Source organism: Aquisphaera insulae, from assembly GCF_011064615.1.
In the GTDB taxonomy this organism is placed as follows: Bacteria; Planctomycetota; Planctomycetia; order Isosphaerales; family Isosphaeraceae; genus Aquisphaera; species Aquisphaera insulae.
In genome coordinates this window covers 19,701-46,298 of sequence record NZ_JAALJH010000076.1, presented here as the reverse complement: position 1 = coordinate 46,298, position 26,598 = coordinate 19,701, and the positions used below count along the sequence as shown (strand labels likewise).

General features: G+C 69.4%; 22 protein-coding genes. 12 read left to right on the top strand and 10 right to left on the bottom strand.

Annotated elements, in window-relative coordinates; translation table 11 throughout:
• The first annotated feature begins 119 nt into the window (after positions 1 to 119).
• Positions 120 to 761: a Uma2 family endonuclease gene (locus G6O54_RS28385; RefSeq protein WP_165231119.1), complete on the top strand. Its 642-nt coding sequence runs from the start codon at positions 120 to 122 to the stop codon at positions 759 to 761.
• A 113-nt stretch (positions 762 to 874) separates the two neighbouring features.
• The gene (gene rpsU / locus G6O54_RS28380) at positions 875 to 1,069 is read left to right on the top strand and encodes a 30S ribosomal protein S21 (RefSeq protein WP_148597101.1); all 195 of its coding nucleotides are present in this window, start codon (positions 875 to 877) and stop codon (positions 1,067 to 1,069) included.
• 106 nt (positions 1,070 to 1,175) lie between these two features.
• On the opposite strand, the gene purB is transcribed toward rpsU, so the two are convergent.
• Together purB and G6O54_RS28370 are read right to left on the bottom strand one after the other, a co-directional pair.
• Positions 1,176 to 2,609 (bottom strand): adenylosuccinate lyase, encoded by a 1,434-nt coding sequence (gene purB / locus G6O54_RS28375; protein ID WP_165231117.1) that lies wholly within the window; start codon positions 2,607 to 2,609, stop codon positions 1,176 to 1,178.
• A gap of 3 nt (positions 2,610 to 2,612) precedes the next feature.
• Complete coding sequence (locus G6O54_RS28370) at positions 2,613 to 3,842, bottom strand: Glu/Leu/Phe/Val family dehydrogenase (protein ID WP_165231128.1); 1,230 nt, start codon at positions 3,840 to 3,842, stop codon at positions 2,613 to 2,615.
• Between the two features lie 250 nt (positions 3,843 to 4,092).
• Here G6O54_RS28370 and G6O54_RS28365 point away from each other — a divergent pair, with 250 nt between their 5' ends.
• The 3 genes from G6O54_RS28365 (at position 4,093) to G6O54_RS28355 (ending at position 6,735) form a co-directional block, all read left to right on the top strand.
• Entirely contained in the window at positions 4,093 to 4,860 is a 768-nt protein-coding gene (locus tag G6O54_RS28365; RefSeq protein ID WP_165231114.1) for a creatininase family protein, read from the top strand.
• 92 nt (positions 4,861 to 4,952) lie between these two features.
• A complete protein-coding gene (locus tag G6O54_RS28360) occupies positions 4,953 to 5,912 on the top strand; it encodes an SCO family protein (RefSeq protein ID WP_250847137.1) in 960 nt (319 codons plus the stop codon).
• A gap of 466 nt (positions 5,913 to 6,378) precedes the next feature.
• Positions 6,379 to 6,735 carry an ArsR/SmtB family transcription factor gene (locus G6O54_RS28355; protein ID WP_165231111.1) on the top strand — a complete coding sequence of 119 codons (357 nt, stop codon included), beginning with the start codon at positions 6,379 to 6,381 and terminating at the stop codon, positions 6,733 to 6,735.
• A 111-nt stretch (positions 6,736 to 6,846) separates the two neighbouring features.
• Here the strand turns inward: G6O54_RS28355 and G6O54_RS38585 are convergent, their stop codons facing one another.
• The gene (locus G6O54_RS38585) at positions 6,847 to 8,448 is read right to left on the bottom strand and encodes a TolC family protein (protein WP_165231108.1); all 1,602 of its coding nucleotides are present in this window, start codon (positions 8,446 to 8,448) and stop codon (positions 6,847 to 6,849) included.
• 374 nt (positions 8,449 to 8,822) lie between these two features.
• Here G6O54_RS38585 and G6O54_RS28345 point away from each other — a divergent pair, with 374 nt between their 5' ends.
• Positions 8,823 to 9,962 (top strand): DUF1501 domain-containing protein, encoded by a 1,140-nt coding sequence (locus G6O54_RS28345; RefSeq protein WP_250847136.1) that lies wholly within the window; start codon positions 8,823 to 8,825, stop codon positions 9,960 to 9,962.
• Between the two features lie 18 nt (positions 9,963 to 9,980).
• On the opposite strand, the gene G6O54_RS28340 is transcribed toward G6O54_RS28345, so the two are convergent.
• The 4 genes from G6O54_RS28340 to G6O54_RS28325 all read right to left on the bottom strand — a co-directional run bounded on the left by G6O54_RS28340 (position 9,981) and on the right by G6O54_RS28325 (position 15,863).
• Positions 9,981 to 11,399: a c-type cytochrome domain-containing protein gene (locus tag G6O54_RS28340; protein WP_250847135.1), complete on the bottom strand. Its 1,419-nt coding sequence runs from the start codon at positions 11,397 to 11,399 to the stop codon at positions 9,981 to 9,983.
• Positions 11,400 to 11,415: 16 nt separating this feature from the next.
• Positions 11,416 to 13,803, bottom strand: coding sequence for a COG1470 family protein (locus G6O54_RS28335; RefSeq protein ID WP_165231102.1), 2,388 nt, complete (start codon positions 13,801 to 13,803; stop codon positions 11,416 to 11,418).
• A gap of 142 nt (positions 13,804 to 13,945) precedes the next feature.
• Positions 13,946 to 14,575: a YdeI/OmpD-associated family protein gene (locus G6O54_RS28330; protein WP_165231099.1), complete on the bottom strand. Its 630-nt coding sequence runs from the start codon at positions 14,573 to 14,575 to the stop codon at positions 13,946 to 13,948.
• Positions 14,576 to 14,687: 112 nt separating this feature from the next.
• Positions 14,688 to 15,863: a hypothetical protein gene (locus G6O54_RS28325; protein WP_165231096.1), complete on the bottom strand. Its 1,176-nt coding sequence runs from the start codon at positions 15,861 to 15,863 to the stop codon at positions 14,688 to 14,690.
• 165 nt (positions 15,864 to 16,028) lie between these two features.
• Between G6O54_RS28325 and G6O54_RS28320 the strand changes: the two genes are divergently transcribed.
• From G6O54_RS28320 to G6O54_RS28300, 5 genes are all read left to right on the top strand, one after another.
• Complete coding sequence (locus G6O54_RS28320; RefSeq protein WP_165231093.1) at positions 16,029 to 17,666, top strand: DUF1549 domain-containing protein; 1,638 nt, start codon at positions 16,029 to 16,031, stop codon at positions 17,664 to 17,666.
• A 44-nt stretch (positions 17,667 to 17,710) separates the two neighbouring features.
• A complete protein-coding gene (locus G6O54_RS28315) occupies positions 17,711 to 18,961 on the top strand; it encodes a DUF1501 domain-containing protein (protein WP_165231090.1) in 1,251 nt (416 codons plus the stop codon).
• Positions 18,962 to 19,241: 280 nt separating this feature from the next.
• On the top strand, positions 19,242 to 19,826 hold the full coding sequence (locus G6O54_RS28310; protein WP_165231087.1) for a Uma2 family endonuclease: 585 nt from the start codon (positions 19,242 to 19,244) through the stop codon (positions 19,824 to 19,826).
• A 285-nt stretch (positions 19,827 to 20,111) separates the two neighbouring features.
• A complete protein-coding gene (locus tag G6O54_RS28305) occupies positions 20,112 to 22,250 on the top strand; it encodes a molybdopterin-containing oxidoreductase family protein (protein ID WP_165231084.1) in 2,139 nt (712 codons plus the stop codon).
• Positions 22,251 to 22,257: 7 nt separating this feature from the next.
• Positions 22,258 to 22,560: a glutaredoxin family protein gene (locus G6O54_RS28300; protein ID WP_165231081.1), complete on the top strand. Its 303-nt coding sequence runs from the start codon at positions 22,258 to 22,260 to the stop codon at positions 22,558 to 22,560.
• 12 nt (positions 22,561 to 22,572) lie between these two features.
• Here G6O54_RS28300 and G6O54_RS28295 read toward each other — a convergent pair whose 3' ends face one another.
• Positions 22,573 to 23,064: a hypothetical protein gene (locus tag G6O54_RS28295; protein ID WP_250847133.1), complete on the bottom strand. Its 492-nt coding sequence runs from the start codon at positions 23,062 to 23,064 to the stop codon at positions 22,573 to 22,575.
• Between the two features lie 11 nt (positions 23,065 to 23,075).
• The gene (locus G6O54_RS28290; protein WP_165231075.1) at positions 23,076 to 24,044 is read right to left on the bottom strand and encodes a DUF1559 domain-containing protein; all 969 of its coding nucleotides are present in this window, start codon (positions 24,042 to 24,044) and stop codon (positions 23,076 to 23,078) included.
• A gap of 262 nt (positions 24,045 to 24,306) precedes the next feature.
• Between G6O54_RS28290 and G6O54_RS28285 the strand changes: the two genes are divergently transcribed.
• On the top strand, positions 24,307 to 25,692 hold the full coding sequence (locus G6O54_RS28285; RefSeq protein ID WP_439650288.1) for a sulfatase: 1,386 nt from the start codon (positions 24,307 to 24,309) through the stop codon (positions 25,690 to 25,692).
• Between the two features lie 405 nt (positions 25,693 to 26,097).
• Here the strand turns inward: G6O54_RS28285 and G6O54_RS28280 are convergent, their stop codons facing one another.
• Positions 26,098 to 26,586, bottom strand: a complete 489-nt coding sequence (locus G6O54_RS28280; RefSeq protein WP_165231069.1) for a DinB family protein — start codon at positions 26,584 to 26,586, stop codon at positions 26,098 to 26,100.
• Positions 26,587 to 26,598 lie beyond the last annotated feature (12 nt).

Sequence of the window (26,598 nt, the reverse complement as noted above, 5' to 3'; positions counted from 1 at the left end):
AATTGGCCGTAACGCGTCTCGAGAGGTTCGAGGACGGGTGTGATTGCTGGCTGTCACGGATCGCGTAGAGTGGATGAGCAATACTCGGCTAGCGCCGCCTCGCTCCCTGGAGGATCGCCATGTCATCCGCGACCCGCGCCCCCGCGACGCTCGACGATCTCTATCGCGTTGAGGGCAAGGCGGAACTGATAGGCGGAAGGATCGTTCCCCTCATGCCCACGGGTCGGAAGCCGAATCGGGTGGCGTTGCGGATCGTCGTCAGCCTCAATGATTTCGCCGAGGTCCTGGGTGAGGGCGAGGTCGACACGGACAACATGGGATTCACGGTCCCGGAACTCTCCTCGGGCAGACGGTCGTTCTCGCCCGACGCCTCCTACTACCGAGGTGCGTTCCCCCGGAATGAGATGCGGTTCATCCTCGCGGCACCGACCTTCGCTGTCGAGGTCCGCGGTGAGGGCGATTATGGCGGCGCTGCCGAGGCCGAACTCGCGGCCAAGCGAGCCGACTACTTCGAGGCCGGGACCGAGGTCGTGTGGGACGTGGACACCGTGATGGAGGTCGTCCGCAAGTATCTCCCGGAAACGCCCGAGGTCCCGGTGACCTTCGGTCGCGGAGAGGTCGCCGATGCCGAGCCGGCCGTGCCGGGGGCGGCGGCTGGACGTGGATCGGATCTTCGGGTGAGTCTTGGCCTCCGCGGGAATTGTCCTCCAGGACCCGGAATTCTCCCGGTCATGCGTCTTGGCCCGGCGCAGGACCGATGATATACTCCGTAGTTCCTCCCGATTCAGGAAGCCAGCCTCATTGAAGCGGTCACGGATCGGCGAAGAGTCGTGCCATCACGGAAATCCCTGGGAAGGAAAGAGAGAACGCGACTGTGGTGAAGTTACGGGTTCGTGCCGGCGAGTCGATCCAGGAGGCGGTTCGTCGCTTCCGCAAGTTGTGTGAGCGTAGCGGGTTGCGGAAGGAAATGCGGCGCAAGGCGTACTACGAGAAGCCGAGCGAGCGTCGTCGTCGTGAGGAGCTCAAGCGGCTCCGCAAGGCGCGCCAGCATCAGACGTCGCGAGTCTGATCGAAGCCAACGACCGGCCGGGGACCATCCGCGGAGATGCCCCGGCGAGACGAAGGTAGGATGGCGGAAAATCGGCCGGGATGTGCCGGATTCCGCCCCGGGCAGGTCAGACCCGGAGCTCTTCCCGGGCGCCCTTCGCGGCGTCGGGATAGCGAGTCCGGATCGGCTCGACCTCCCTGCGCAGGAACTCCTCGACCTGCTCCGGTGACCGGCCCACGTAGCGGACGGCGTCGAGCACGTCGTCGAAGTTGAGCGGCGGGAACGCCGGGTCGTCGCGGAGCCGCGCGATCAGGTCATTGTCCGAGGCCCCTTGCTTGAGCCGCTCGGCGGCGGCCAGGGAGTGCTGGCGGATCCGCTCGTGGAGCGACTGACGGTCGCCGCCGGCCTGCACCGCGGACATCAGCAGGTTCTCGGTGGCCATGAACGGCAACTGCTCGGCGATGTGGCGATCGATGACGGCGGGGTGGACGACCATCCCGGGGACGATGTTCGCGTACAGGTTGAGGATCGCGTCGGCGGCGAGGAACCCCTGCGGGAGGGTCAGCCGGCGGACGGCGGAGTCGTCCAGGGTCCGCTCCAGCCATTGCGTGGCCGAGGTCTGAGAGGCCGCCGCCGGGAGGGCCATCAGGAACCTCGCGAGCGAGCACAACCGCTCGGCCCGCATCGGGTTCCGCTTGTAGGCCATGGCCGACGAGCCGACCTGTTCGGCCTCGAAGGGCTCCTCGACCTCGCGCTCGTGGGCGAGCAGGCGGAGGTCCATGCCGAAGCGGTGGGCGCTCTCGCCGAGGCCCGACAAGGTCCCCAGCACCTGGGAATCCACCTTGCGTGAATAGGTCTGGCCGGCGACCGCGTAGCTCCGTTCGAACCCGAAGGCGGCGGCCACCTTGCGGTCGAGCTCCTCGACCTTCGCGTGATCGCCTTCGAACAGGGCGAGGAAGCTCGCCTGGGTGCCGGTGGTCCCCTTCACGCCGAGGAACCGGAGGCCGGCCAGGCGATGCTCGACGTCCTGGAGGTCGAAGATCAGCTCCTGGCACCAGAGCGTCGCTCGCTTGCCCACGGTGACGAGCTGGGCCGGCTGGAAGTGGGTGTATCCCAGGCAGGGCAGGGACTTCCAGCGATCGGCGAAGCTCGCCAGGGCATCGATGACCGAAACCAGACGGTCGCGGACGCGGCGGAGCGACTCGCGGAGCAGGATGAGGTCGGTGTTATCGGTGACGTAGCAGCTCGTCGCGCCCAGGTGGATGATCGCCCGGGCCGCCGGGGCCGCGTCGCCGAAGGCGTGGATGTGGGCCATGACGTCGTGCCGGAAGCGCTTTTCATAGGCCTCCGCGGCGGGGAAGTCGATCGACTCGACGGCCCCCTTCATCGCCTCGATCTGCTCGGCGGAGATGTTCAGGCCCAGGGACTGTTCGGCCTCGGCGAGGGCGACCCAGAGCTTCCTCCAGGTGGAGAACTTCACCTGGGGCGACCAGGTCCGGGACATCGCCCGGCTGGCGTAGCGGCGGATCAGGGGGTTGTCGTAGATCTCGTACTCGTTCATCGGTCAGATCCCCCCCAGGGCATGCGCGCGGCTGACCCGGTTGATGGCGATATAAAAGGCGGCCGTCCGGAGCGGGACCTTGAGCTGCTCGGCCGTGTCGTAGACCTCGTGGAGCGCGGTGACCAGGCGAGACTCCTCCTCGCTCTGGATCCGCTCCAGCGACCAGCGGAAATACTGGAGGTTCTGCACCCACTCGAAGTAGCTGACGATGACGCCCCCCGCGTTGGCAAGGATGTCCGGGACGACGGGGATTCCCCGGGCGTTGAAGACCTCGTCCGCCTCCGGCCAGGTCGGGCTGTTGGCGGCCTCGACGATCATCTTCGCCTGCACCGCCCGGGCCAGCTCGCGGTCGAAGACGCCCCCCAGGGCGGCCGGGATGAGGACGTCCACGGGCATCTTCAGGAGCTGCTCGTTGGTGGTCGGCTCGCCCCCCTTGAAGCCGACGACCTTGCGCGCGACCGCGACGTGCTTGTCCAGCTCGGCGATGTCGATCCCGCCGGGGTTGGTGACGGCGCCGTAGGCGTCGGAGACGGCGACGATCTTCGCCCCCTGCCGCCAGAGGAACCGGGCGGTGTGGCTGCCGACGTTGCCGAAGCCCTGGATGGCGAAGGACGTCCCGGCGATCGACGCCTTGCGGCGGGCGAGCGCCTCGCGGGTGACGATCGCCACGCCGTAGCCGGTGGCGGCCTCGCGGCCGACCGAGCCGTGGAACTCCACCGGCTTGCCCGTGACGCAGGCCGGGGTGAAGCCCGCGAACTTGCCGTACTCGTTCATGATCCAGGCCATGACCTGGGCGTCGGTCCCCATGTCGGGCGCCGGGATGTCCTTGAGCGGGCCGATGACGTCGTGGATCTTCTCGGTGAACCGGCGGGTCAGCCGCTCGAGCTCGCCCCTCGAGAGCTTCGCCGGGTCGCAGTTGATCCCCCCCTTGGCGCCCCCGTAGGGGAGGTCCACGAGGGCCGTCTTCCAGGTCATCAGGCTGGCGAGCGAGCGGGCCTCGTCCTGGTCGACGAGCGGGTGATACCGGAGCCCCCCCTTGAAGGGGCCGCGGGCGTTGTCGTGCTGGACGCGGTAGCCGATGAAGTTGCCGATCTGGCCGGAGTCCATCTCGATGACGACCTCGACCCGCACCTCCCGATCGGGGGTGATCAGCAGCGTCCGAATGTTGTCCGTGAGGTCCAGGATCCGGGCGGCCTGGTCAAAATAGTGGCTGGTGGCCTCGAAGGCTTGCATCGCGAGCACGGTCCCGGGATAACGGAGGAGAGGAGGCCGGGGGCTGCTGACGCCTCCCGACGCGTCGGTGACCCGATCGTAACGCCCGCCCGCCCCCTCAGCAATGGCCCTGAGGCGGGCCTCCCCGCCCGCCGGGGCCGCGCCGGCCCGCCCCGGGCGGCGACTCGGCGCGTCCCCCCCCATGCCGAGACGCATGGCCAGACGCGTCTTACCACTTTGTCTCCCCTACCGGCCGAAAGGGACGGTCTCCATGCCCAACTGGCGACTCGCCGACATCACCTACGGACAGGTCAAGTCCTCCCCCCCCTTCGAGGTCGCCGTGCTCCCCATGGGGGCCACCGAGCCGCACAACCTCCACCTCCCCTATGGCACGGACACGTTCCAGGTCGACCTCATCGGGGACAGGGCCTGCGCCTACGCCACGGAGCGGGGGGCCCGGGTCGTGCTGCTGCCGGCGATCCCCTACGGGACCGAGACCAACCAGATGGAATTCCCGCTGGCCATGAACCTGAACCCGTCCACGCTCTGCCGGGTGATCACCGACCTGGTGGAATCGCTGGAGCATCACGGCATCCGCAAGCTCCTGCTGCTCAACGGCCACGGCGGCAACGACTTCAAGTGGATCCTCCGGGAGCTCCACCGGACCAGCCGGGTCAGGCTCTTCCTCTGCAACTGGTACAAGGTGGCCTTCGACGGCTACGAGTCGATCTTCGAGAAGAAGGACGACCACGCCGGGGAGATGGAAACGAGCATGGGCCTCGCCCATTTCGCCGACCGCGTGACCCTGGGCGCCGCGGACGCCGGTGCCGTCCGCCCCTCCCGGTTCGAGGCGGTCAACCGGGGATGGGTCGAGATCACCCGCCCCTGGCACCTGCTGACGACCAACTCCGGCTCCGGCGACCCCCATGCGGCGACGGCCGAGAAGGGCGAGGCGGTCACCCAACGGGTCGTCGAACGCATCGGGGCCTTCCTGACCGAGCTCGCCAAGAGCCCGCTCGACGGCGATTTTCCATTCTGACATGGCGCCCGCCTCGCAAGGCCGCGGCCGGGCGGGCGGGGGAGGCCGCTGCCCTCCGAGCCGGGCCGCTCTCCACCCCGGAATCCGCACAAATGCTCGGAAAAGAGAACCTGGCGCTGGCCCTGATCGCGGCGCCGATGATCCTGCTGGCGGCCGGCTGCGGGAGCCGGGAGGCGGCCCCCCCCGGCGCGGAGAAGGCCCCTCCGGCGGTGGCCGAGCCGGTCGCCGCCTACAAGCTGGTGGGCCGGGTCAAGGCGGTCGACCCGGGGGCCGGCGAGGTGACGATCCGCCACGAGGCGATCTCCGGCCTGATGCCGGCCATGTCCATGCCGTTCCGCGTCGATCCCGGCACGCTCGACGACATCCGCGAGGGGGACGAGGTGGAGGGGAAGCTGGAGGTCGTGCGCGAGGGGGGGGAGATCAAGGACTATCGACTCCGGGACCTCGAGGTGACGAGGCCCGCGCCCGCGGCGGCGATGGTGCTGGACCTCTCCAACGGGACGCCGGCGTTGCGGCCCGCCCCCAGGCGGCTCGAGCCCGGCGACCCGGTCCCCGACTTCGCGATGACCGGCCAGGACGGCAAGGTGTTCCGCCTCTCCGACTTGCGCGGGAAGGTCGTGGTCCTGACCTTCATCTATACGCGTTGCCCGCTGCCGGACTTCTGCCCCTACATGGACCGCAAGTTCGCGGACCTGGCCGCCGCGGTCTCCGCGTCCCCCCGGCGGGCCGAGGCGGTCCGACTCCTGTCGGTCTCGTTCGACCCGGAGCACGACACGCCGGACGTCCTGTCCCGGCACGCCCGGGCTCGCGGCGCGTCCCCGCCCCTCTGGTCGTTCGCGACGGCCCCGCACGAGGAGCTCGCGAAGGTCGCCGGCGCACTCGGGCTGATCTACGGCCCGGGGAAGAATGAAATCATTCACAATCTTTGCACGGCCGTCGTCGACCCGGCCGGCCGGCTGGCCCGCCTGGAAGTCGGCACCCAGAGTAACAAGTGGTCATCTGCCGACCTCCTGAAGACGGTCCAGTCCGCCCTCCCGACGGCCGCCCGGTGACCCGGCCGGCGACCGATCCGTGTCCGGGCTATTTCGTCCAAGTCCTTGAGAGATATCGACTTGAATGACGTCCTGGGGGCGCCGCCCGCCCGCCCCCCGGCACGCGGCAACAAATTCACGAATCCAAGATTTCAAAGATTGCAGATTGTGGTTGACATTCGTTAGAGTCGTTATAAGATGTCCACAACCACCCACGTTGAGATACGTTCGCGCAATCTCGTGAGCGCCTCGTTGTTGGATCACGGTTGTTCACGCTCGACCGCGCCGGGTTGTTTAGTTGGATGGATGTTCGTCCGGGGGTCCGCCGGGGAGGCGCGGCGGAGTCGACACGGGCGCGAGGGTCGGGCGGGGCGCGTGACGGGCCGGCTCCGCGGGCGGTGATGCGGTGAGCGGGAGGCCGCCGAGGCGTCGGCCTCGCCCCATGGTTGAGGGAAGAAGCACATTTTAAGAGTAAGGAGCACCGTCCATGGCAGTGAAGACGAGCACCCGAGCGGCCGTCGCGACTCGCACCCCCGCCCCCAAGGCCCGCGGCGCCAAGGCGGCCGACCTGCGCTTCCAGCAGGCCAAGCGGGCCTCCATCCTGCTCAAGCACGTCAGCGACCCCACCCGGCTCCAGGTCATCCTGATCCTCTCCGAGGGGGAGAGGCACGTGGGCGCCCTCTGCGAGCAGTTGAGCCAGAGCCAGCCCGCCGTCAGCCATCACCTGGCGCTGCTCCGCCACGGCAATATCATCGCCCCTCGCCGCCAGGGCAAGAACAACTTCTACAGCCTGACCGAGACCGGCTCCGACCTCGCCCGGGTCGTCAAGAACCTGATCGGCTGAGCGCGGCCCGCTCGCACGACCTCCGACCTCACCCCCGCCGATTCCCGAAGGGGGAAGAGGTCCTCGCATGTCGATGCTTCACCCACGATCGGTCGCGGGCCGGCGCACCCCTCACGGGAGGATGCGCTGGCCGACCGCCGTGTTCAGGTTGAGCATGCTCCGGCGGTGCCGGACGACGGTGTCCAGGTAGGCCTTCACGGTGTCGTTGTAGGTCTTCTGGGCCTGGAGGAACGACACGACGTTCGCCTCGCCCCCCTGGAAGAGCCGCAGCCGGTCGTCGAGCGACGACTGGGACGCGGGCAGGACCTGCGTCCGGATCTGCTCGACGATCCGCCCGCTCACCTCATACTCCCGCACGGCCTGCCTCACCTCCCCGGCCACCCGACGGGTGATCCCCTCGAGCTCGATCCGGGTCTGGGTCACGTTCTGCCGGGCCCGCTCGATGTTCCCCTGGTTGCGATTGTAGATCGGCAAGGGGACCGTGATCCCCAGCGTCCACGAGGTCGCGCTCTTGCGGTCGAACGGGGCGTTGTTCTGATAGGTGTACGGCTGGTAGAGGACATACGCATCCTGGTAGCGGTTGGCCATCGCCAGCCGCACGCCGGACTCGGCCGTCCGGACCCCGAGCCGATAGGCGACCATGTCCGGCCGGCAATCCACGGCCGCCCGCATCAGCTCCTCGACCGGCGGCGGGGCGGGGCCGCGGTCCTCGATGCTCCCCCGCACCTCCAGCGCCTCGGCCGCCTCGGCCTCCATCCCCAGCATCATCCCCAGGACGCGATTGGCCCTCCGGAGGCTCTCCCCCGCGTCCAGGACCCCGACCTCGGCGATGTGCTGCTGGCTCTTGATCTCATTCACGTCGGCACGCGAGGCGATATCCCGGTCGTAGAGGATCTGCGTCTTCTCGAGGAGGACCTTCACGCCGTCGACGCTCGCCTTCGCGTAGCGGACGGTCTGGCGTGCGGCCAGGACGTCCAGGAAGGCCGCGTGGAGGTTGGAGATCTCCAGGCGGACGGCGTCCTGGTACTGCGCCTCGGTCACCTTCATGGCCCGCGTGGCGTAGTCGATCCGGGCCAGTCGCTTCCGCGAGTAATCGATCGGATGGGAAACGTTCACGTCGTACTGGGTCGGGCCCCCCGGCCTCTGCTCGGAGAAGTTGCCATAGGGGATGAGCTGGGAATCCGCGTAGAAGATGGGGTTGGCCCGCAGGCTGGCGGTCAATACGTCCGCCCGCGCCTGGGGGATTTCCATGGCCTTGGACCGGAGGTCGAAGTTGTTGTGGATCAGCAGGTCGATCGCCTGGTCGAGCGTCAGGCCGTCGGGCGGTCCGTCGGATTCCTCGCCCTTCGGCAGGGCGAGCGTGCCGTAGAGGGACGCCCGGGGCACCGGCAGGGGCTCGGGGGCGGGGATGATGCGGGGCTTCGGGGTTTGGTCCCCCTGGCCGGGCGTCGCGATCGAGGTCGGGACGCGCGGGCTCGCCGGCCCGGGCTTGCCCAGCAGGAGGTCGTCACGCCCCGGCTGCGTGCCCAGGATCATGTCCCCCATCCCCGGCCCGGGACCGAGCCGGGACTGCGCCCCGCCCGGCTTCTGGGACATGTCCGAAAGCTGGGCCGACTCGATGGTCGGCGCCTGTCCCAGGACCAGGCCCGGAGTCTCGACCACGCCGAGGGCGATGATCGCCAGGGAGATTGCCGCGCGCGAGTGATTTCCCACAGACCTTCCTCCTCGGGACCCCGGCCCCCGGCTCCGCCGAAGACCCCCCCTGCGTCCTTATCGACCCGACCGAGCGATCGAATGAAACCGACATGGCCGGGCCATTCGGGCCGGGGCCTAGCGTCGATGCAGGGCGTAAAGTCGCCCTGGACCGCAAAGGCTGCCTCGCCTGACTGCCTTGTGTAGCTTGCATTGTCTTTGGGCCGCCTCTCGACGCTTCGGGGACGGACTGCCCCCTGTCGCCGGGCCTCCGGAGCCTGTACCTTGAACGGCGGGTGCCGGTCGGCGGGCCGGCTCGCATCTCCTGCGTGATGAGCGAGGGTCGCAGCAGCATGAGCACGATCGGCCGGGGGGCATCGAGGACGAGTTCCGGGATGAGCCGCCGCGACGTCCTCCGCGCGGGGACGGTCGGGCTGGGCTCGATGGGGCTGATGCTGCCGGAGCTGGCGGCACGGACGCCTTCGAGCGGCGGGGGGGATTCACGGTCGGTGATCCTCCTCCTGCTGGTCGGGGGGCCCAGCCAGCTCGAGACCTGGGACCCGAAGCCGGACGCGCCGGCCGAGGTCCGCGGGCCGTTCGGCTCGATCCCCACGAAGATCCCGGGCATCCGCATCAGCGAGTTCCTGCCCAAACTGGCCGCGCGGATGGATCGTCTGGCGCTGATTCGTTCGATGCATCATGACGCCGCTCCCATCCACGAGACGGGGCTTCAGCTCCTCCAGACCGGCCGGCTTTGCGTGAGGCGCGATTCCGAGAATCCCCACGTGGGCGCGGTCGCGGCCCGCCTGCTCGGGGGTCGCGGCCCGCTGCCGCCGTCGATGATCGTCCCGTCTCCGATCGGGAATACCGGCGTGCGGATCTCTCGGGGGCAGGCGAGCGGGTGGCTGGGCGAGGAGCCGGCCGCTTCGCCGGGGACGCCGGCCCGGCGCGCGTTCGACCTGGCCGACGAGCCCGCGCGGCTGCGCGAGGCCTACGGCCGCAGCGCCTTCGGCCGGGACTGCCTGCTGGCCCGCCGGCTGGTGGAGCGTGGGGCCCGCCTGGTCACGGTGAACATGTTCGACACCGTCTTCGACCGGACGACCTGGGACTGCCATGGCGCGGCCCCCTTCAGCACGCTGGACGACTACGCCGGGAACCTGCTGCCGACGCTCGATCGGGCCCTCTCGGCGTTGCTCGACGACCTGGGGGCGCGGGGTCTCCTCGACACGACGATGGTGGTCGCCACGGGCGAGTTCGGCCGCACGCCGCGGCTGAACGGGGCGGGAGGCCGCGACCACTGGCCGGGCGTCTGGAGCGCCCTGGCGGCCGGGGGCGGCATCCGCGGCGGCACCGTCGTCGGCGCCAGCGACGCGATCGCCTCGATGCCCGCGGACCGGCCGGTGGCCCCGCAGGAGCTGCTCGCGACGATCGGCCACGGCCTCGGCCTGGCCCGGGACGCCGCCCTGACGGACCCCGCCGGACGGCCCTACCGCCCGGCCGGGGACGCGGAGCCGATTCGAGAATTATTCGCGTGATCGTTCAATAATGCGTGTTCACTTGGCGCGGGGGAGGCCGGGGGCGGCGAGGATGGTCCGCGCCGGCTTGCCGTCGGCGACGTTCCAGAGGCGCACCTCGCCGTTCCAGCTCCCGGAGGCCAGGGTCTTGCCGTCGGGCGAAAACGCGATCGCGTAGACCCAGTCGGTGTGTCCCTTGAGCGTGTGCAGGGGCTTGCCGTCGTCGGCCTTGAATGTCCTCACGGTCCCATCCGCGGCGCAGGCGGCCAGGATCTTGCCGTCGGGCGAGGGGCGGACCTTGAAGACGGCGCCGCCGAAGCCGCCGATCTTGCGGACCTGCTTGGGCTCCTCGCCGACCGTCCAGACCAGGATCTCGTTGTCCTCCCCCGCGGAGGCGACCGTCTTGCCGTCGGGGGAGAAGGCGACCGAGTCGACCGGCTGGCCGTGGCCCGGGAACGTGGCCAGCGACTCCTTGCGGGCGATGTCGAAGACCTTGGCGGTCTTGTCGCGGCTGGCGGTCGCCAGGGCCTTGCCGTCGGGCGAGAAGGCGACGTCGAAGATCCAGTCGGCGTGGTCCTCGGCCTGCACCACGAGCCTGCCGGTGTCGACCTCGTGCACGCGGACGATCCGGTCGGCACCCGCGGTGGCCAGCGTCTTGCCGTCGGGAGAGAAGGCCGCCGCGAAGACCACGTCGGTCGCTTCCGACAGGTCGCGAACCGCCTTCAGGCCGCCGCCGGCCTCCACGGCCCAGAGCTTCGCGACCCCGTACTGGCCGGGGTCGCCCCCGGCCGTGGCCAGCCACTTGCCGTCGGGGCTGAAGGTGATCGCGTGGGTCCGTTCCGGCAGCCCAGGGATCCGCCGGTCCAGCGTCCCGTCCGCGGTCTTCCAGATGTTGATCTCGTGGTAGCCCGACGTGGCGATCCGCGTTCCGTCGGGGCTGAAGGCGAGCGCCGTGATCGGGACGGCGACGGGGTAGGCCGCGGGGACCTTGACGGCTCGGGTCTTGTGGAGGACGAAGGCCCAGTCCTCGGTCGGGCTCGACCCGTCATACTTCGCCCCCTCGGCGATCCAACGCCGCAGGAGGTCGATGTCCTTCTCGGGGAGCGGGTCGAGCTTGTAGGGCATCCGCGGGTCCGCGTCCGGCAGGAGGACGTCGATGAAGTTGCTGTCGTCCGGCTTGCCCGCGACGATCGTCGGCCCGTCGCCGGAGGTGCTCCCCTTCACGAGCTGGGCGAAGGAGGTCATCGCGTACTTGCCCTCGGCCTTCTTGGCGTTATGGCAGGCGATGCAGTCTCGGACCAGGATCGGCGCCACGTCGCGGAGGAAGCTGACGGGCTTGCCGGCATCCGGGCGAGGCGGGTCGTCGGCGTCGGCATCGGCCGCGAGGGCGATGGCGGGCACGCCCAGGAGAAGCAGGAGTCGTAGCGTCGCGTGGATGGTCGCGGTCCTGATGGCCACGGGGAAGCCCTCATGCTCAACGGCCCGCCGCGACCTTGATCGCGACGGGCGAGGATGGCGCGGGATAGTCCTTCTTGTTGACCTGGTAAGCCGGCGTCACCCGGGCCGTGACCGAAGCCGGGGCCGCATTCAGGCCCGCGGCCAGGTGGAACCGGAACTCCTCGGCGTCCGGCGCCACCGTGACGGCCCCGGCCGGCTCCGCCTTGATCCCGGCGGGGAGGCCGCTCAGGGTGACGGTGATGGGCTCGCGGAACGTGCCACGGCGTTGGACCTTGCCGCGGAGCTCGGCCGCGCCGCCGGCCTTGATCTCGACCGATGGGGTCTGCACCGAGACCTCGGCCGGGCGGACGACGTTCAGCGTGACCGCGGGGATGGCCATCGACTGTTCGCCGCGCTTGAACGTCCCCTTGGCCTCGAGGACGATCGAGGACGGGCCGATCGGCGCGTCGATACCTGCACTCAGCGTGACCGTGGCCTGATCGGCCTTCCCGGGCAGGCTCGCCGGGGCCATGGACACCCCCGCGGGCAGCGGGAGGGACGCGACCGAGAGTGCGGCGGCCGCATCCGCGCCGCGGACGGCCCGGATCGAGATCGACGCGCTCTGGCCCTGCGGCAGCTCGATGGGGCCGAGGGGCGCGTCGAAGGTCACCGGCGAGGGCAGGGCAGGGGCCGCGGGGAGGCCGTGCTGGACGGTGGCGCAGGTGGGCGTGATGCCGAGCCGCGAGAAGACGATCGGCCGCGCGGCCGGGACCTCGACGGGGCCGTCTGGCCCCTGGCGACGGCCGATCAGCCTGAGGACCACGGGGGCGATCTCCCGCTTCGATTCCGCGGAAATCGAGAAGGCCCCCCGATCCTGGCCCGCCGCGATGGTGCCCGGGCGGACCGTCAACCCGGCGGGGAGATCCGCGATGTCGAGGCCGATCGGCCCCGCATAGCCCTTGCGGACGATGGCCACCTCCACGGCGGCCGTGCCTCCCGCGGGGACGCTGATCTGATCGACGGTCGGCTGGATTTCGAAGGTCGGGGAAATCGGCGTGACCACGATCCGATACGGGAAGCCCGTGCCGCCGCGATTGTTCAGGTCGCGGAGCGAGAGGACGATCTCCGACGTCCCCTCCGGGACCGTCAGGTCGAGCGACGGATCGGGCAGGGCGAACTGGTTCTTGCCCTCGGGCTGGCCGGCGACCGTCACGGTCGTGTCGTCGCTCGTCGCGATCGAGGCGTCCCGGGCCTTGAGGATCGTCAGGACGCCGTCGAGCGCCGAGCCGATCTGCGAGGCCTCGACGGCGATCCGGAGCTGCTGGCCGGGGCTGACCGCCAGGCCGAATCGATCCTCGTCGCCGGCCGGATCGATCCGGCCGTTGAAGACGACGGGGGCCGCGGCGCGGACCCGGTGCGCGGCCGGGTCGAGGGGCTCGCGGAGTTCCGGAAGCTCGCTCGCGATCAGGGGATAGGACGGCTCCGGCTGGAGCGCGGCGGCGGGACGCATGGGACCGCACCCGAGCGGCGGGATGCACCAGGGGGTCCCGGCGATCGAGGCGACCTCGACCGCGGCGATCCGCCGGCCGGTGGGAAGCAGAGTCCCGCCGCGGAGCTCGAGCCCGATCGTCTCGCCGCGACGGCCGCCGAGCGGGTAGACCTCCTCGACGATGGGGACCTCCCCCACCGTGAGCCGATAGACGGGGCGGCCCGCACCCTGGTAACGAGTGTCCGAGAGCTCGACGACGTAGTCGGTGTCCTCGGGGAGCTCCGCGATCAGGCGGGCGTCCGTGAGCAGCCCCGGCGTGTCGTCCGCGGAGGCCACGAACCGCCGCGACGCCGCCGCGGTCGTCAGGCGAATCACGGGATCGATCCCCGAGCCGATCCGCGCGCAGCGGGCGTCCACCGCGATGAGCTGGCCCTTCCGCCCCGAGAACCGGAAGTAATCCACGTCGTTCCCGGCCACCTGGCCCTCCACGACCACCGGCGTCGCCGGCAGGGGCTGGGCGGCCTCGAATGCGCTGTTGTCTTCCTTCTCCATCACCTGGGGGAGCTGGCCCACCACGAAGAGGAACGGGCCGGACAGGCCTTCGTCGGTCTGGACCCGGACGGGATAGGCCCCCATCGCCGCATCCGCCGCGACGGTGATCCGAAAGGTCCAGGCACTCGCGTTGCTTCGCGAGGGCTCGAGGGCCTCCGACCGGAACGGGAACGGGGCGACCAGCCGCGGATGCCCCGCCAGCTTCGAGCCGGCGATCACCACCTCGGAGGCCACCCCTCGCTGCACGCCGCCGGGGCTGACCCTATCGACCTCCGGCGCAAAGCCCGGCCCCGCCCCGCGCACGATCGACGACACGGAGCTTGCGAGGGCGAATCCGAGGATCACGATCCGAATGGCGTTCGGAGCCGGCTCTTTTCGCGGCATCGAGGTCGGCTCCCGGTGATCTCGACGAGGTCCCCTCGCGGGACGTTGGAAACTTCTCCAACGAGGGTTTAACGTCGCATCGTCGCGGGGTGCTGTCAAGGAGCTTGCGGTCCGCCTCGGGACCCTGGCTGCCTCGAAAACGTCAGCAATTCATGTACTTCCAGTTCCGCGGCTTGCCCTCGGCCAGCCAGGAGATGGCCTGTTCGAGGCGTCGCGAGCGGGTAGGCTGGGTCTTCGCCTCGTTGATCCAGTCGACGTATTCGCGGCGATGGCTCGGCGGGAAGCCGTCGAAGGTGGCACTCGCCGGAGGATTTGCATCCAGGAGTGCGGCCAGGTCATCCGGGACGACGACTTCCTTCGCGGGCCCCTTGGGACGCGAGCGGGTGGGGGACTTGACCCCATCCTCGTTGAGCTTGACGGCCTGCTTGACGTACGAGGTCAGCACCTTCTTCGAGGGGAGATCGGAGATCTTCTTGAGGCGGCCGAACTGGCCCATGGCGGTCTTCTCGCCGGCCTCGGCCGTCGACTCGGCCCCCTCCGCGGTGCCGAGGATCAGCTTCTCCTTCCAGAAGCCGAACGCGCAGTGCTCCTTGAACGCGGCCATGCTGCAGAGGATCCCCTTCCGCTGGAAATGCGGGAACCCCCACTTGATGGTCTCCTCCACGTCCGGGCAGGCCGCGTGCACGACCTCTCGCAGGTGGGTGAGGATCGGGCGGGCGAATTCCGCCGATTTCGCGATATAGGCATCCACCCGGGCGTCGCGGTTCGACACGTCTTAACCCCCCCGATTCGACAGGACGGCACGATCTCGCCGCTACTGGAGTCCGACTCGGCTCGTGCGCCTGTTCTCGACCATCGGTCGGGAGGACTTGAGAACATCCCGCTCACATGCTCAGGAATGGCACGGGGAGCAGGAAGGCGTGCTGCTCGTAGAGGCTCCAGATCCCGCCCCAGGAGGTGAACTGGGAGAGGAAGACGACCAGCACGTAGAAGAGCGCGACGGGGATGATCAGCAGGCGGCCCAGGGTTCGGATCGTCCAGTGCCGAGGATAGAGGCGGCGGCCGGAACGGGCATACGCCCAGCCGACCAGGAGATGGGCCGGGGCCAGGAAGATCACGAAGACGAGGCTCTCCAGCCAGGCCGCCTCCCGGGGGATCATCTCGATCTTCAGCAGGTAGAGGGGCACGGATCCGACCAGGAGGACCATCAGGGCGAACGCGAAGGCCCAGGGTGCACGCCGGAACCGTTCTCGGATGGGCCGGAGCGAGAGGAGGGCGGAGGCATCCCCCTCGACCGCATAGCGAACCTGCAGGAACGGAAGCGAGGGGGCGACGATCGCCAGCAGGACAACCCCGAGAACCCCGAGCAACGGGAACCGGCCGGCCGCGGCGATCAGGCTGGCCGGCAAGAGCAGCCAGGCCGCGGTCCCGAGGAAGGCCATCAGCCCCAGCCGGAAGTAGTACGGCAGCGAGAGGCCCTCGACGAACGACCAGAAGCCGTCCCGGGTGCGCGTGTAGAGCCCCCCGGCCCGGAGCTGGCGGACGAGCCAGAACGGGCTTCCCGGCGGCCACAGGAAATAGCGGAGCTTTCCGCCGCGGGCCCACGCGCAGAAGACATGCCCCAGCGTCATCACGGCGAGGATCGCGACGATCCCGTGCCAGCCTCGAGCCGCCTTGCCTCCCGGATCGATCAGGTCCGCGGAGCTCGCATAGGAGCCCGCCAGCGCCAGCGGGAGGGTCGAGAGGAACGTCCCCAGCGCGAGCCGGCCGATCCGTCCCGCCTCGCGGATGCCGAGGAATCCATCACGCAATCGTCCCGTGAGCGCCACCCGGGCGGAGCATTCGAGCAGGTAGCCCAGGCTCACGAGCTGGACGACGGGGAGCGCCGCCAGGACCGCCAGGCCGACCGCCATCGAGGCGAGCCCGAACATCCAGCCGACCGCCGACGAGAACACCCGCCACGCCCCGCCGATGAGGCGAGCCGGCAGCCGTCGAGGCCGCCTCGTCGGGCGTTCCTCGGTCGCGGTGGTGGCGCCCGCGGCCTCCGGTTCCAGCAGCATCGAGGTTTCCATGACCTTCATTACTTGCCGGACAGGCCCTTTGTTTCAAGGTATGTCACGAGGGTCGGAGCGATCGGCCCGGAATCCTGAAACGGCCGGCCGATGTCGAGGGTAGTCCTGGTAAGATCGTCACGAGGGGACGGGGACCCTGGCGGGAGCATTTCCATGAGGTGGCGGGACCTGATCTTCGTTGTCGTGACGATCGGCGCCGGGCTGGCGCTGGTCCGGGGTGCCATACACTTGCCCGCCGCGTCGGGCTCGGGTCGTCCCGCGGGGGCATCGGCCTCGACGGCCGCGGCAGCCCGGGCCGCGGGCATTCGCCCCGTCGTCGCGGAACTCGACGCCGCCTACCGGTGGGACTGGTCCGCGCACGGCATCCAGCCGGCGCCCCCGGCGGACGAGCTGACGGTGATGCGGCGGCTCTCGCTGGCCCTCACCGGGACGATCCCGTCCCTCGAGGAGCTCCGCCGCTTCGAGGCGCGACCCGCCGGGACCCGCCTGGACGCCTGGCTGGACGACCTGCTCCACGACCGCCGGACGGCGGACTTCCTGGCGGAGCGGTTCGCGCGGGCGTTCGTCGGCACCGAGGACGGCCCCTTCATCGTCTTCCGCCGCCGCCGCTTCGCCTCCTGGCTGAGCGACGCGATCCTGGAGGACCGCGCGTATGATGCCATCGTCCGGGACATGGTCGCGGATCGGGGCCTCTGGACGGACCACCCGGCGACCAACTTCGTCTCCGTCACGTTCAATCCGGAGGTGGAACGGCCGGATCCCGAACGGCTCGCGGCCCGGGTCTCGCGGGCGTTCCTCGGCGTGCGGATCGACTGTGCCCAGTGCCACGACCACCCGTTCCAGCCCTGGAAGCAGGACGACTTCCGCGGGCTCGCCGCCTACTTCGGCGGCGTCTACTCGAGCCTGCGCGGCATCCGCGACCGCGAGAGCACCTACAAGCCGATCGATCGCAAGACGAAGGCGGAGCTGACCGTCGCGCCCCGGGTCCCGTTCCGCCCCGAGCTCGTCCCCGACGCCGGCACGCCCCGCGAACGGCTCGCGGCCTGGATCGTCAACCCCGCCAATCCCAACCTCGCCCGCGCCACGGTCAACCGCGTCTGGGCGATCCTCTTCGGCCGCCCGCTGGTCGATCCCGTCGACGACCTGCCGGTCGATGCCGCCCCGCCGCCGGCCCTGGACCTGCTCGCGGCCGATTTCTCGGGCCACGGCTACGATTTGCACCGGCTGATCCGGATCATTGCGTCATCCGAGGCCTTCCGCCTCGACAGCACCGACCCTCCTTCCGGCGACTCGAAGCCGGCCGCCCCCCGCGAGGAGACCTGGGCCGCGTTCCCCCTCGTCCGGCTCCGCCCGGAGCAGGTCGCCGGGGCCCTCTTCCAGGCCGCGTCCCTGCCGACGCTCGGGTCGCAGTCGCACTGGTTCGTCCGCCTGGCCACCTACACCGGTCGCAACGACTTCGTCCGCCGCTACGGCGACACCGGCGACGACGAGTTCAACGCCACCGGCGGCACGATCCCCCAGCGCCTGCTGCTCATGAACGGCGAGATCGTCAAGGAGAAGACGGGCCGCGGCCTCTTCAGCGCCTCCCAGCGGATCGCCGAGCTCGCCCCGGACGACCGCGCGGCCGTCGAGGTGGCCTACCTGACCGTCCTCACGCGCCGGCCCTCCCCCGAGGAATCGGCCCACTTCGCCGGCCGCCTGGCGAACACCAGCGGCGACGAGCGGAAAGATCGGCTCACGGACCTGTTCTGGACGCTCGTGAACTCGACCGAGTTCTCCTGGAATCACTGACGCCGCGTGCGGCGAAGATCACCTTTCCCTCAAGAGGCGGATCGATGAGAACGCTCAGTCGGCGAGGCTTCCTGGCGACGGCGGGCATGGGCCTGAGCTGGCTGACCCCCGTCGGCCAGCTCCTGGCCCGGCAGGCGGAGCAGAATCGCGAGCCGGCGCGGTCGGTGATCCTGCTCTGGCTGGCCGGAGGCCCGAGCCAGCTCGAGACGTTCGATCCCCATCCCAACACCGCGATCGCCGGCGGCACCCGGGCCATCGAGACCGCGGCGAAGGGCGTGCGGCTGGCCGAGGGCTTCGAGCAGCTCGCCGGCCAGATGGGCTCGGTCTGCCTGCTGCGATCGATGGTCAGCAAGGAGGGGGACCACGAGCGCGGGACGTACATGATGAAGACGGGCTACCGCCCCGACCCGTCGCTCGTCCACGCCTCCATCGGCGCCGTCTGCTGCCACGAGCTGCCGACCGGCGAGACGGATATCCCCCGTCACGTCTCGATCCTCCCGGGCCAGTGGCCGAGCCGCGGCGGCTACCTCGGCGCCGAGTTCGATGCGTTCCAGCTCGACGACCCCCGGGGCAAGCTCCCCGACGTCGCGTCGCCCGTGGATCTTCCCCGCGACCGATCGCGCGTGCTCGACCTGGACGTCGTGGACCGGGCCTTCGCCAAGGGGCGTGCCCAGGTCGCCCGGTCGACCCTCCACCGCGAGACTGTCACGCGGGCCCGCACCATGATGACCTCGGAGCAGCTCCGCGCCTTCGACATCTCGAAGGAGCCGGCCGAGGTCCTCGCCGAGTACGGCGACAGCCCATTCGGCCGCGGCTGCCTGGCCGCCCGCCGGCTCATCGAGGTCGGCGTCCGCTGCGTCGAGGTGACGCTCTCCGGGTGGGATACGCACGTGAACAACCACGAGATCCACCGCAAGCTGGTGACCCAGCTCGACCCGGCCTTCGCCGCGCTGCTGCGCGACCTGTCCCGGCGGAAGCTGCTCGATCGGACCGTCGTCGTCTGCGCCGGCGAGTTCGGCCGGTCGCCGAAGATCAACCCCCTCGGTGGCCGCGACCACTGGCCCACGGGCTTCAGCGTCGCCCTCGCCGGCGGCGGCCTCCGCGGCGGCCTCGCCCTGGGCGAGACCGACCCCGAGGGCCTGAAGGACCCGTCCCGCCCCATCCCCGCCCAGGACGTCCACGCGACGATCTTCCGGACGCTCGGCCTGGACCCCCTCAAGGAGAACACCGCCCCCGTCACCGGCCGCCCCGTCAAGCTCAGCGAGGGCACGCCGATCCGGGAGCTACTGACCTGAAGATGGACCAACCACAGAGGCACGGAGAACACCGAGAAGAGAATACGAAGAAGACTCCGGATGGAAGGAATGGGATGGTGTAGGAGCCGGCTCCGTCCGACGAAAGCGTGAGCCGGGTCAATCTCTCGGCTCCCAGCGATACCGAGGGCATCGGCCGGGGAGGAGATGATCCTCGTGGCAGCGTTGCCTGTCGTATCGGCCGCGATGCTCGATACTGGGGATCGATCCCCGCTCGGGCGATGCCTTCACGGGAACCCACAAGCTGACGGAGGCAACGGCCATGGCGACGGTCGAACAGGCCACGGCGGCACAGGGTCCGGCGAGACTGGGGCGGATCACCCTGCCGGATTACGAGGCGTGGATCGCTGCCGGCGATATTGAAGAGGGAGCGCCAATCGAGTTGTTCGAGGGGAGGATCGTCCGGAAGACGACGAAGGGGCGAGAGCATTCGCGGGCCTCGATCAACAGCCATCAGGCGATCACTCGGGCGCTTCTTCACGGCTGGCACGTTGGGGTTGAGACGCCCGTTCGGATGCCGGCGAGCCAGGGACTCCCGGAACCGGACCTGTCCGTAACGCGAGGACGCGCAGACGACTACAAGGTCAGGGACCCGGGGCCGGAGGACGTCGCCCTGGTCGTTGAGATCGGGGACACCTCGCTGGTCGAGGATCGGCGACGGGCGGCTGTTTACCTCGCCGAGGGCTACCCATTGTACTGGGTCATCAATGTCCGGCACCGCCAGCTCGAGGTATACCGGCCTGGAACCGACCCCAAGGTCCTCGCCGAGGGGGAAGCGGCCGAGCTCTTGCTTGATGACGTGGTCGTCGCCCTGATCGCCGTGGCGGACCTGCTCCCTGGGGAATGACCGTATCGAGCGATGCAAGCCCATGCTTTTCGAGCAGAGCCCGAAGGGGACATGGCAGCGGGGCAAGGCCCGACCGTGCACGGTGGGCCCCCCGATGGTCCGCTGATAAGCGTCCGGGCAAGTATCCGATTCTCTGCGGCCCTTCGCGTCCATGGATCGCGGTCGAGAGACGCGGATCCGATCGCCGGACGGAGTTGACGGCGGGACTGGCCGCTTCCTTGTCGCCCTGCCTATAATCCAAACTCGAGGCCGGCTCAGGCCAATTCGTCTTCCTCTCGCGCCGGCATGGTCATCGCACGAAGGAGCTGCCCCGTGTCGTCCGCCGATGCCGAGCTCCGGGTGGTCAAGAACATCTGCCCGCTCGACTGCCCGGACGCGTGCGGCATGCGGGTGACGGTCCGCGATGGCGTGGCGGTGGGGCTGAAGGGGGATCCGGACCACCCGTTCACGCGGGGTTTCCTCTGCCAGAAGATGGCGAAATACCTGGACCGGGTTTACAGCGAGGACCGGCTCATGCACCCGCTCCGTCGGGTCGGGCCGAAGGGCTCGGGGCGGTTCGAGCGGATTTCCTGGGATGAGGCGCTGAGCGCCATCGCCGCGCGGTTCGCGGAGATCGCGACGTCGCCGGACGGGCCCCAGGCGATCCTGCCTTACAGTTACTACGGGACGATGGGGAAGCTCCAGGCGAGCAGCCTGGACCGGCGGTTCTTCCACCGCCTGGGGGCGTCGAAGCTGGACCGGGCGATCTGCTCCGCGGCCGGGGGCGTGGGGTATGAATACACGGTCGGACGCGGCCGCCTCGGGGCCGACCCGCTGGCGACGCCTCGGTGCAAGCTCATCGTCAACTGGGGCTCGAACACCGTCCACACGAATAGCCATCACTGGAGCCTGATGGTCGAGGCCCGCAAGAAGAACGGGGCGACCATCGTCACCATCGACCCGTTCCGGAGCGCGACCGCCGCCCGATCCGATCTTCACATCGCCCCGCGGCCGGGGACCGACGCCGCGCTCGCGCTGGGGCTCATGCACGTGATCTGGCGAGAGAACCTGCAGGACGAGGACTACCTGGCGAGGGCCACCATCGGCGCCGAGCGACTGCGCCGTCGGGTGCTTGACGAATATCCGCCCGAGCGTGTTGCGACGATCACCGGCGTGGATGTGGAGGAGATCGAGGACCTCGCCCGCCGGCTGGCGACGACGCGGCCATCCTTGATCCGGGTGAACTACGGCATGCAGCGGCATCGCGGCGGCGGGATGGCCGTGCGGACGATCGCGTGCCTGCCGGCGATCTTCGGCTCGTGGCGGGATCACGGCGGCGGCGCCCTGCTCTCGACGAGCGGGACGTATGACTTCGCCATGGACCGCCTGACGCGGCCCGACCTCTCGCCGCCCGGCACCCGGACGATCAACATGAACGAGCTGGGCCGGGCCCTCGCCGGCGAGCTCGCCGGCCCGCCGGTGACGGCACTGTATGTCTATAACAGCAATCCGGCCGCCGTCACGCCCGACTCCCGCAAGGTCCTCGCCGGGCTCGGGCGTGAGGACCTCTTCACGGTGGTCCACGACCTCTTCCTGACCGACACGGCGGATTTCGCCGACATCATCCTGCCGGCCACGTCGCAGCTCGAGCACGAGGACATCCTGGGCTCGTACGGCCACCACGAGGTGATGTACAACCCGCTGGCGATCGCGCCGCTGGGCGAGTGCCGGTCGAACAACGACGTCTTCCGGGCGCTGGCGGCGCGAATGGGCTTCGAGTCGGAGTACTTCCCGGACGACGCGACCCTGATCCGCGAGGCGCTCGACGGCGGCCCGACCGTCGCCGGGATCACCCCCGAACGCCTCAAGGCCGAGGGGACCGTCCGGCTGAACCTGCCGGCCGACTACGCCCCGTTCGCCGCCGGCGTCTTCCCCACGCCGTCGGGCAAGTGCGAGCTCTACTCGGAGCGGATGGCGGCCGACGGGCTCGATCCGCTGCCGGCCTACACGCCGCCGCTCGAGGACCCGCAGACCCGGCCGGACCTGGCGGCCCGATTCCCGCTCCAGTTGCTCAGCCCGCCCCGCGAGCAGTTCCTCAACTCGACGTTCGCCAACAACCCGAGGCACCGCGCCGGGGCGGGCGACCCGACCATCGAGCTGGCCGACCCGGACGCACGCGACCGGTCCCTGGTCGAGGGCCAGTGGGCCCTCGTCTTCAACGACCGGGGGGCCTTTCATGCCCGGGTAGCGCTCTCCCGGAGCGTCCGGCCCGGGGTGGCCGTCGCCACGGGGATCTACTGGAACAAGCTGTCGCCAGGCGGCTTCAACGCCAACAGCACGACCTCGGCCGCCCTCGCCGACATGGGGGGCGGAGCCACGTTCTTCGACAACCTGGTCGAGGTCCGCGCGACCGCGGCCCCTTCACCCCATCCGTCGGAAAGCTGAGGTCCTCATGACGTCGCTGCTGAGTCGGTTCCTCCGCCCACGCCGCCCCGAGGCCTCGCACCTGACCTTCACGGTCTACAGCCGCGAGCAATGTTGTTGCTGCCACAAGGCGATCGACATCCTCAGGGACCGTCAGGGGCGCTACGGATTCCAGATCGAGGAAGTCGACGTCGACGGCGATCCGGAGCTCGCCGCGAAGTACGGGAACGAGGTCCCCGTCGTGTCGCTCGGCGGCAAGCTCCGGTTCCGAGGAGTCGTCAATCCCGTCCTGCTCGATCGCCTGATCGAGGCCGAGCTCCGGGGCGCATGAAGCCCCGAGGAATCAACGGCGGGCCGTCCTGCTGGACGTCTTGCCGTTGGTGGCCTTGCTGATGCTCGCGAGCTCGAACCGGAACGAATTGTCGCCGTCTGGCTTGACGTCGACCTCGAGGGTGGTGTGGGCGTTGTAATCCGGCGGGATGATGTTCCGGGATTCCTCGATGGTCTCGCCCGGGATGTCGGGGCTCGGGATGGTCCTGCCGCTCGACTGGACGGAGACGATCTCGACCTTGTGGCGGCCCGGAGCGGGGCCGTCACTCTTGCCGAAGCGGTAGGTGCCGTCGGTGATCTCGCCGAAGGCACCGGGGCCGCCGTTGACCGGCGCGAAGGTGATGGTCCCCGTCGTCAGCGGCTTGCCGTCGAGCTCCACGGCACCCTCGACGGGGCGCCGGTGCGGACCGGGCTCGCTCCCGCATCCCTCCACCAGCCCGGAGGCGAGGGCCGCCCCCAGGGCCAGCGCCAGGCGTCCCGACAGCCACGGCTTGCGAGTGTCCACGGTGATCCTCATCAGTAAGAGTCCGCGCTGATGACCTCGCCGCCGGCCCGGCTGCTGAGGCCCCGCCAGGCGGGCTGGGAGATCGAGTCCTTGACGAATCGGACCGAGCCGTCGGCCAGCAGCGCGTTCACGCCGCCGGGGTGCGTCGACCGCGAGGCGATGTAGTGGTTGTTCGAGTCTCCGGTGTTCCGATTGCAGGGCGCGTTCGGCTCCGGCCAGCAGGCCCCATAATCCGGCAGCTTGCTGTTGGGGGCGAGCTTGGTGGAGACCTGATGCGACGACGGCTGGTCGCTCCAGATTCGTCCGCGGCGGTCGATGATCGAGACGCCCTGTCCCGGCGGATGCGGCGTCTGGATCAGCTCGGACATCAGCAGCGTGTTGCTGGTTCCGTCGGTGATCTCCGCCATCTTCGCCCCGTAATTCAGGCCGAATGGCGCGGGCAGCCCCTGGTCGGCGTAGACGTTCTGGCCCCAGTTCACGCCGTAATTCCCCTTCACGTCGGTGACCGTGCCGCCGTTGTTCACGAAGAGGATCTGCTGGTCCGAAGGGCAATCGAAGGTGTTGACGCGGCTGGCCCTCGTCGTGCTATTGGCGTCTTCCTGGAAGGACAGATTGAAATTGAAGCTGTTGGTCAGGTTCCCCTGCTCCAGGTACGGCAAGAGCGACGTGATGAACGGCTGGCGGTACGAATAGCCGCTCTTCGACGTGACCTGGATCGACCCCGGCGCGAACCGGCCGTGGACGTCATGATAGTTGTGCAACGCCAGACCGATCTGCTTGAAGTTGTTCACACACTGGACCCGCCGGGCCGCCTCCCGCGCCGACTGCACCGCCGGCAAGAGGAGCGCGATCAACACCGCGATGATGGCGATGACGACCAGCAGCTCGATCAGGGTGAAGGCGAGTCGGTCGCCTTTCGGCCTCGCCTGTGACCCCCCGAGGTCACCATCGTGGCCTCGCCCGCCCAAGTTCCCGAACATCTGGACTTTCTCCTCGAAAGGCAACTTTCGATCTCAGTCGGGCTCGCCGCCGCTCAACAGGGCGAGCCTTTCCGGCTGCTCCTGGTGGATCCTTGAGTATTCCTATCGGCTGTGTCAAGATTGGACTTCGAAATTTCTATGGGCAAAGTAGGGATTCGAAGTTGACCTGTCCCCGGGGATGGGGCGTCGGGTCAGCGTGGGGTTGGTCTCGAATCGAGACCCGGACATTGAAAAGGGGTGGAGTGGGATGAAGACGCGGTGGATGCTCCTGATGGTGTCTCTGTCGTGCGGAGTGGCCGGGGAGTCCCGGGGGGACGACCGGCCGAACGTGCTGTTCATCGCCGTGGACGACCTGAATCACTGGGTCGGCTATCTTGGCCGGAATGCGCAGACGATCACGCCGAACATCGACCGGCTGGCGGCTCGCGGCGTCCGATTCACGAGGAGCTACTGTGCGGCGCCGGTCTGCAATCCGTCGCGGGCGGCGGTGTTGTCGGGGATGCGGCCGTCCACGACCGGCGTCTACGACAACAACAACGACTGGCGGACGGCCATCCCGGCGGACCTGACGTTACCCACGGCCTTCCGCAAGGCCGGGTATCACGTGGCGGGCGCGGGCAAGATCTACCACGAGGCCTACGCGCGACGATCGGAGTGGGACGACTACCTGGCGAACCCCGGGAAGGACCCGCTGCCGACCGGCGACACCGGGGTCGGCGGGATCAAGTTCGCCCCGCTCGACTGCAAGGACGAGGACCTGCGCGAGTGGAAGATCGTGCAATACGGGCTCGATGAGCTCGGCAAGGCGCACGACAGGCCCTTCTTCCTGGCGATCGGCCTGCACAAGCCGCACATGCCCTGGAACGTGCCGAAGAAGTACTACGACCGGCATCCGCTGGATTCGATCCAGCTCCCGCCGCACCGCGGCGACGACCTCGCGGACGTGCCCCCGGCCGGCGTGAAGATGGCCAGGCCGGAGGGGGACCACAAGGCGATGCTCGATTCGGGCCGCTGGAAGGAAGCCGTGCAGGGGTATCTGGCCGCCATCTCCTACTGCGACGCGATGATCGGCCGCCTGCTCGACGGCCTCGACCGCTCCGCCTACGGCAAGAACACCATCGTGGTCTTCTGGGGGGACCACGGCTGGCATCTCGGGGAGAAGCAGCACTGGCGGAAGTTCGCCCTCTGGGAGGAGGCCACCCGCGCCCCGCTGATCTGGGTCGTCCCGGGAGTGACCCGCGCGGGATCGGTCTGCGACCGCACGGTGGATTTTATGAGCATCTATCCGACGCTCACGACCCTGTGCGGCCTGCCCGTCCCGTCGCACGTCGAGGGGACGAGCCTCGTGCCGCTCCTGAAGGACCCGGGCACCCCGTGGGACCGTCCCGCGCTCACGACGTATCGTCACAAGAACCACGCCGTCCGCTCGGAGGGTTGGCGTTACATCCGCTACGAGAACGGCGACGAGGAGCTGTACGACGAGACGTCCGATCCGTACGAATGGACGAACCTGGCCGCCGATCCGGCCTACGCCTCGCGGAAGGCGGAGCTGGCGAGATCGATGCCGGTGAGTAACCACGCCGACATCGGTCCGGCCCGGGAGAAGGGCGTCGCAAAGGGGGCGAGTGCCGCCGCGGCCGCGAAATGACGCAGGGAACTTCGTGAAGCCACTGTTCGCGCGGGGCTCGGCAGGAGCCTCGGCCTGGCGCGATGAAAGGTAGGTATTGACTGCCCCAGAGCCGGGACCTGGACGTGACGGTTTCTGTTGCGCCTGACGCGGCCCGCGATGCCGTTGGGAACCAGGCCCCGGCGCGATCGCCAGCCGGCGCCTGGCTCGGCAGGAGCCTCGCCCTCCCTTCCGGAGGAGAGCCGCTCCCAGCCCGGGAGGGCGAGGCTCCTGCCGAGCCAGGCTCAGGCCGAGGCTTGCCGACGGGCCTCGTTCCCGCGCAACAAATCCTGGACAAGACGCCAGGGTCGTCCAGGCCAACTTTTCATCGCGCCAGGGCGAGGCCACTGCCGAGCCCGGGTGGGGGCGCAGGTCGCCGTGTCGTGCTCACATCAGCACCGGCTTCCCCTCCTTCCGCCGGACGGCCACGAACTGGCCGGCGTGCATCATCGGGTGGTAGGACAGGGCGCCGAACAGGGCCCCTACGGTCGGGGCGAATGCGGGGAACTTCGGATCCGCCTCGTCGAGACGTGCCTCCGGGGTTCGTTCCAGGAGGGCGAGAGCGGCTTTCTGGCCGGCCTCCCAGAGCTCGACGTAGGTCGCCCTGGAGGTGAATTGCGACGGATCATCCGAGGCCGCCGCTTCCTTGTTATGGGCCGCTGCAAAGCCCTCCGGGAGCGCCGGCGCGGAACCCTCCTCGATCATGTTCATCATCCGGTTGCCGGACACGATGAGGTGTCCCATCTGCCAGGCGATGTGATTCATGCCGGGCACGGCGCGGACCAGGAGGTCGGCGTCGGAGAGGTCGCTCAGGTAGGAGGTGATGATCCGGTCGCTGCCCTTGATCGAGGTGCGGAGGACATCTTTCGGGCTCATGGCGGAATCCTG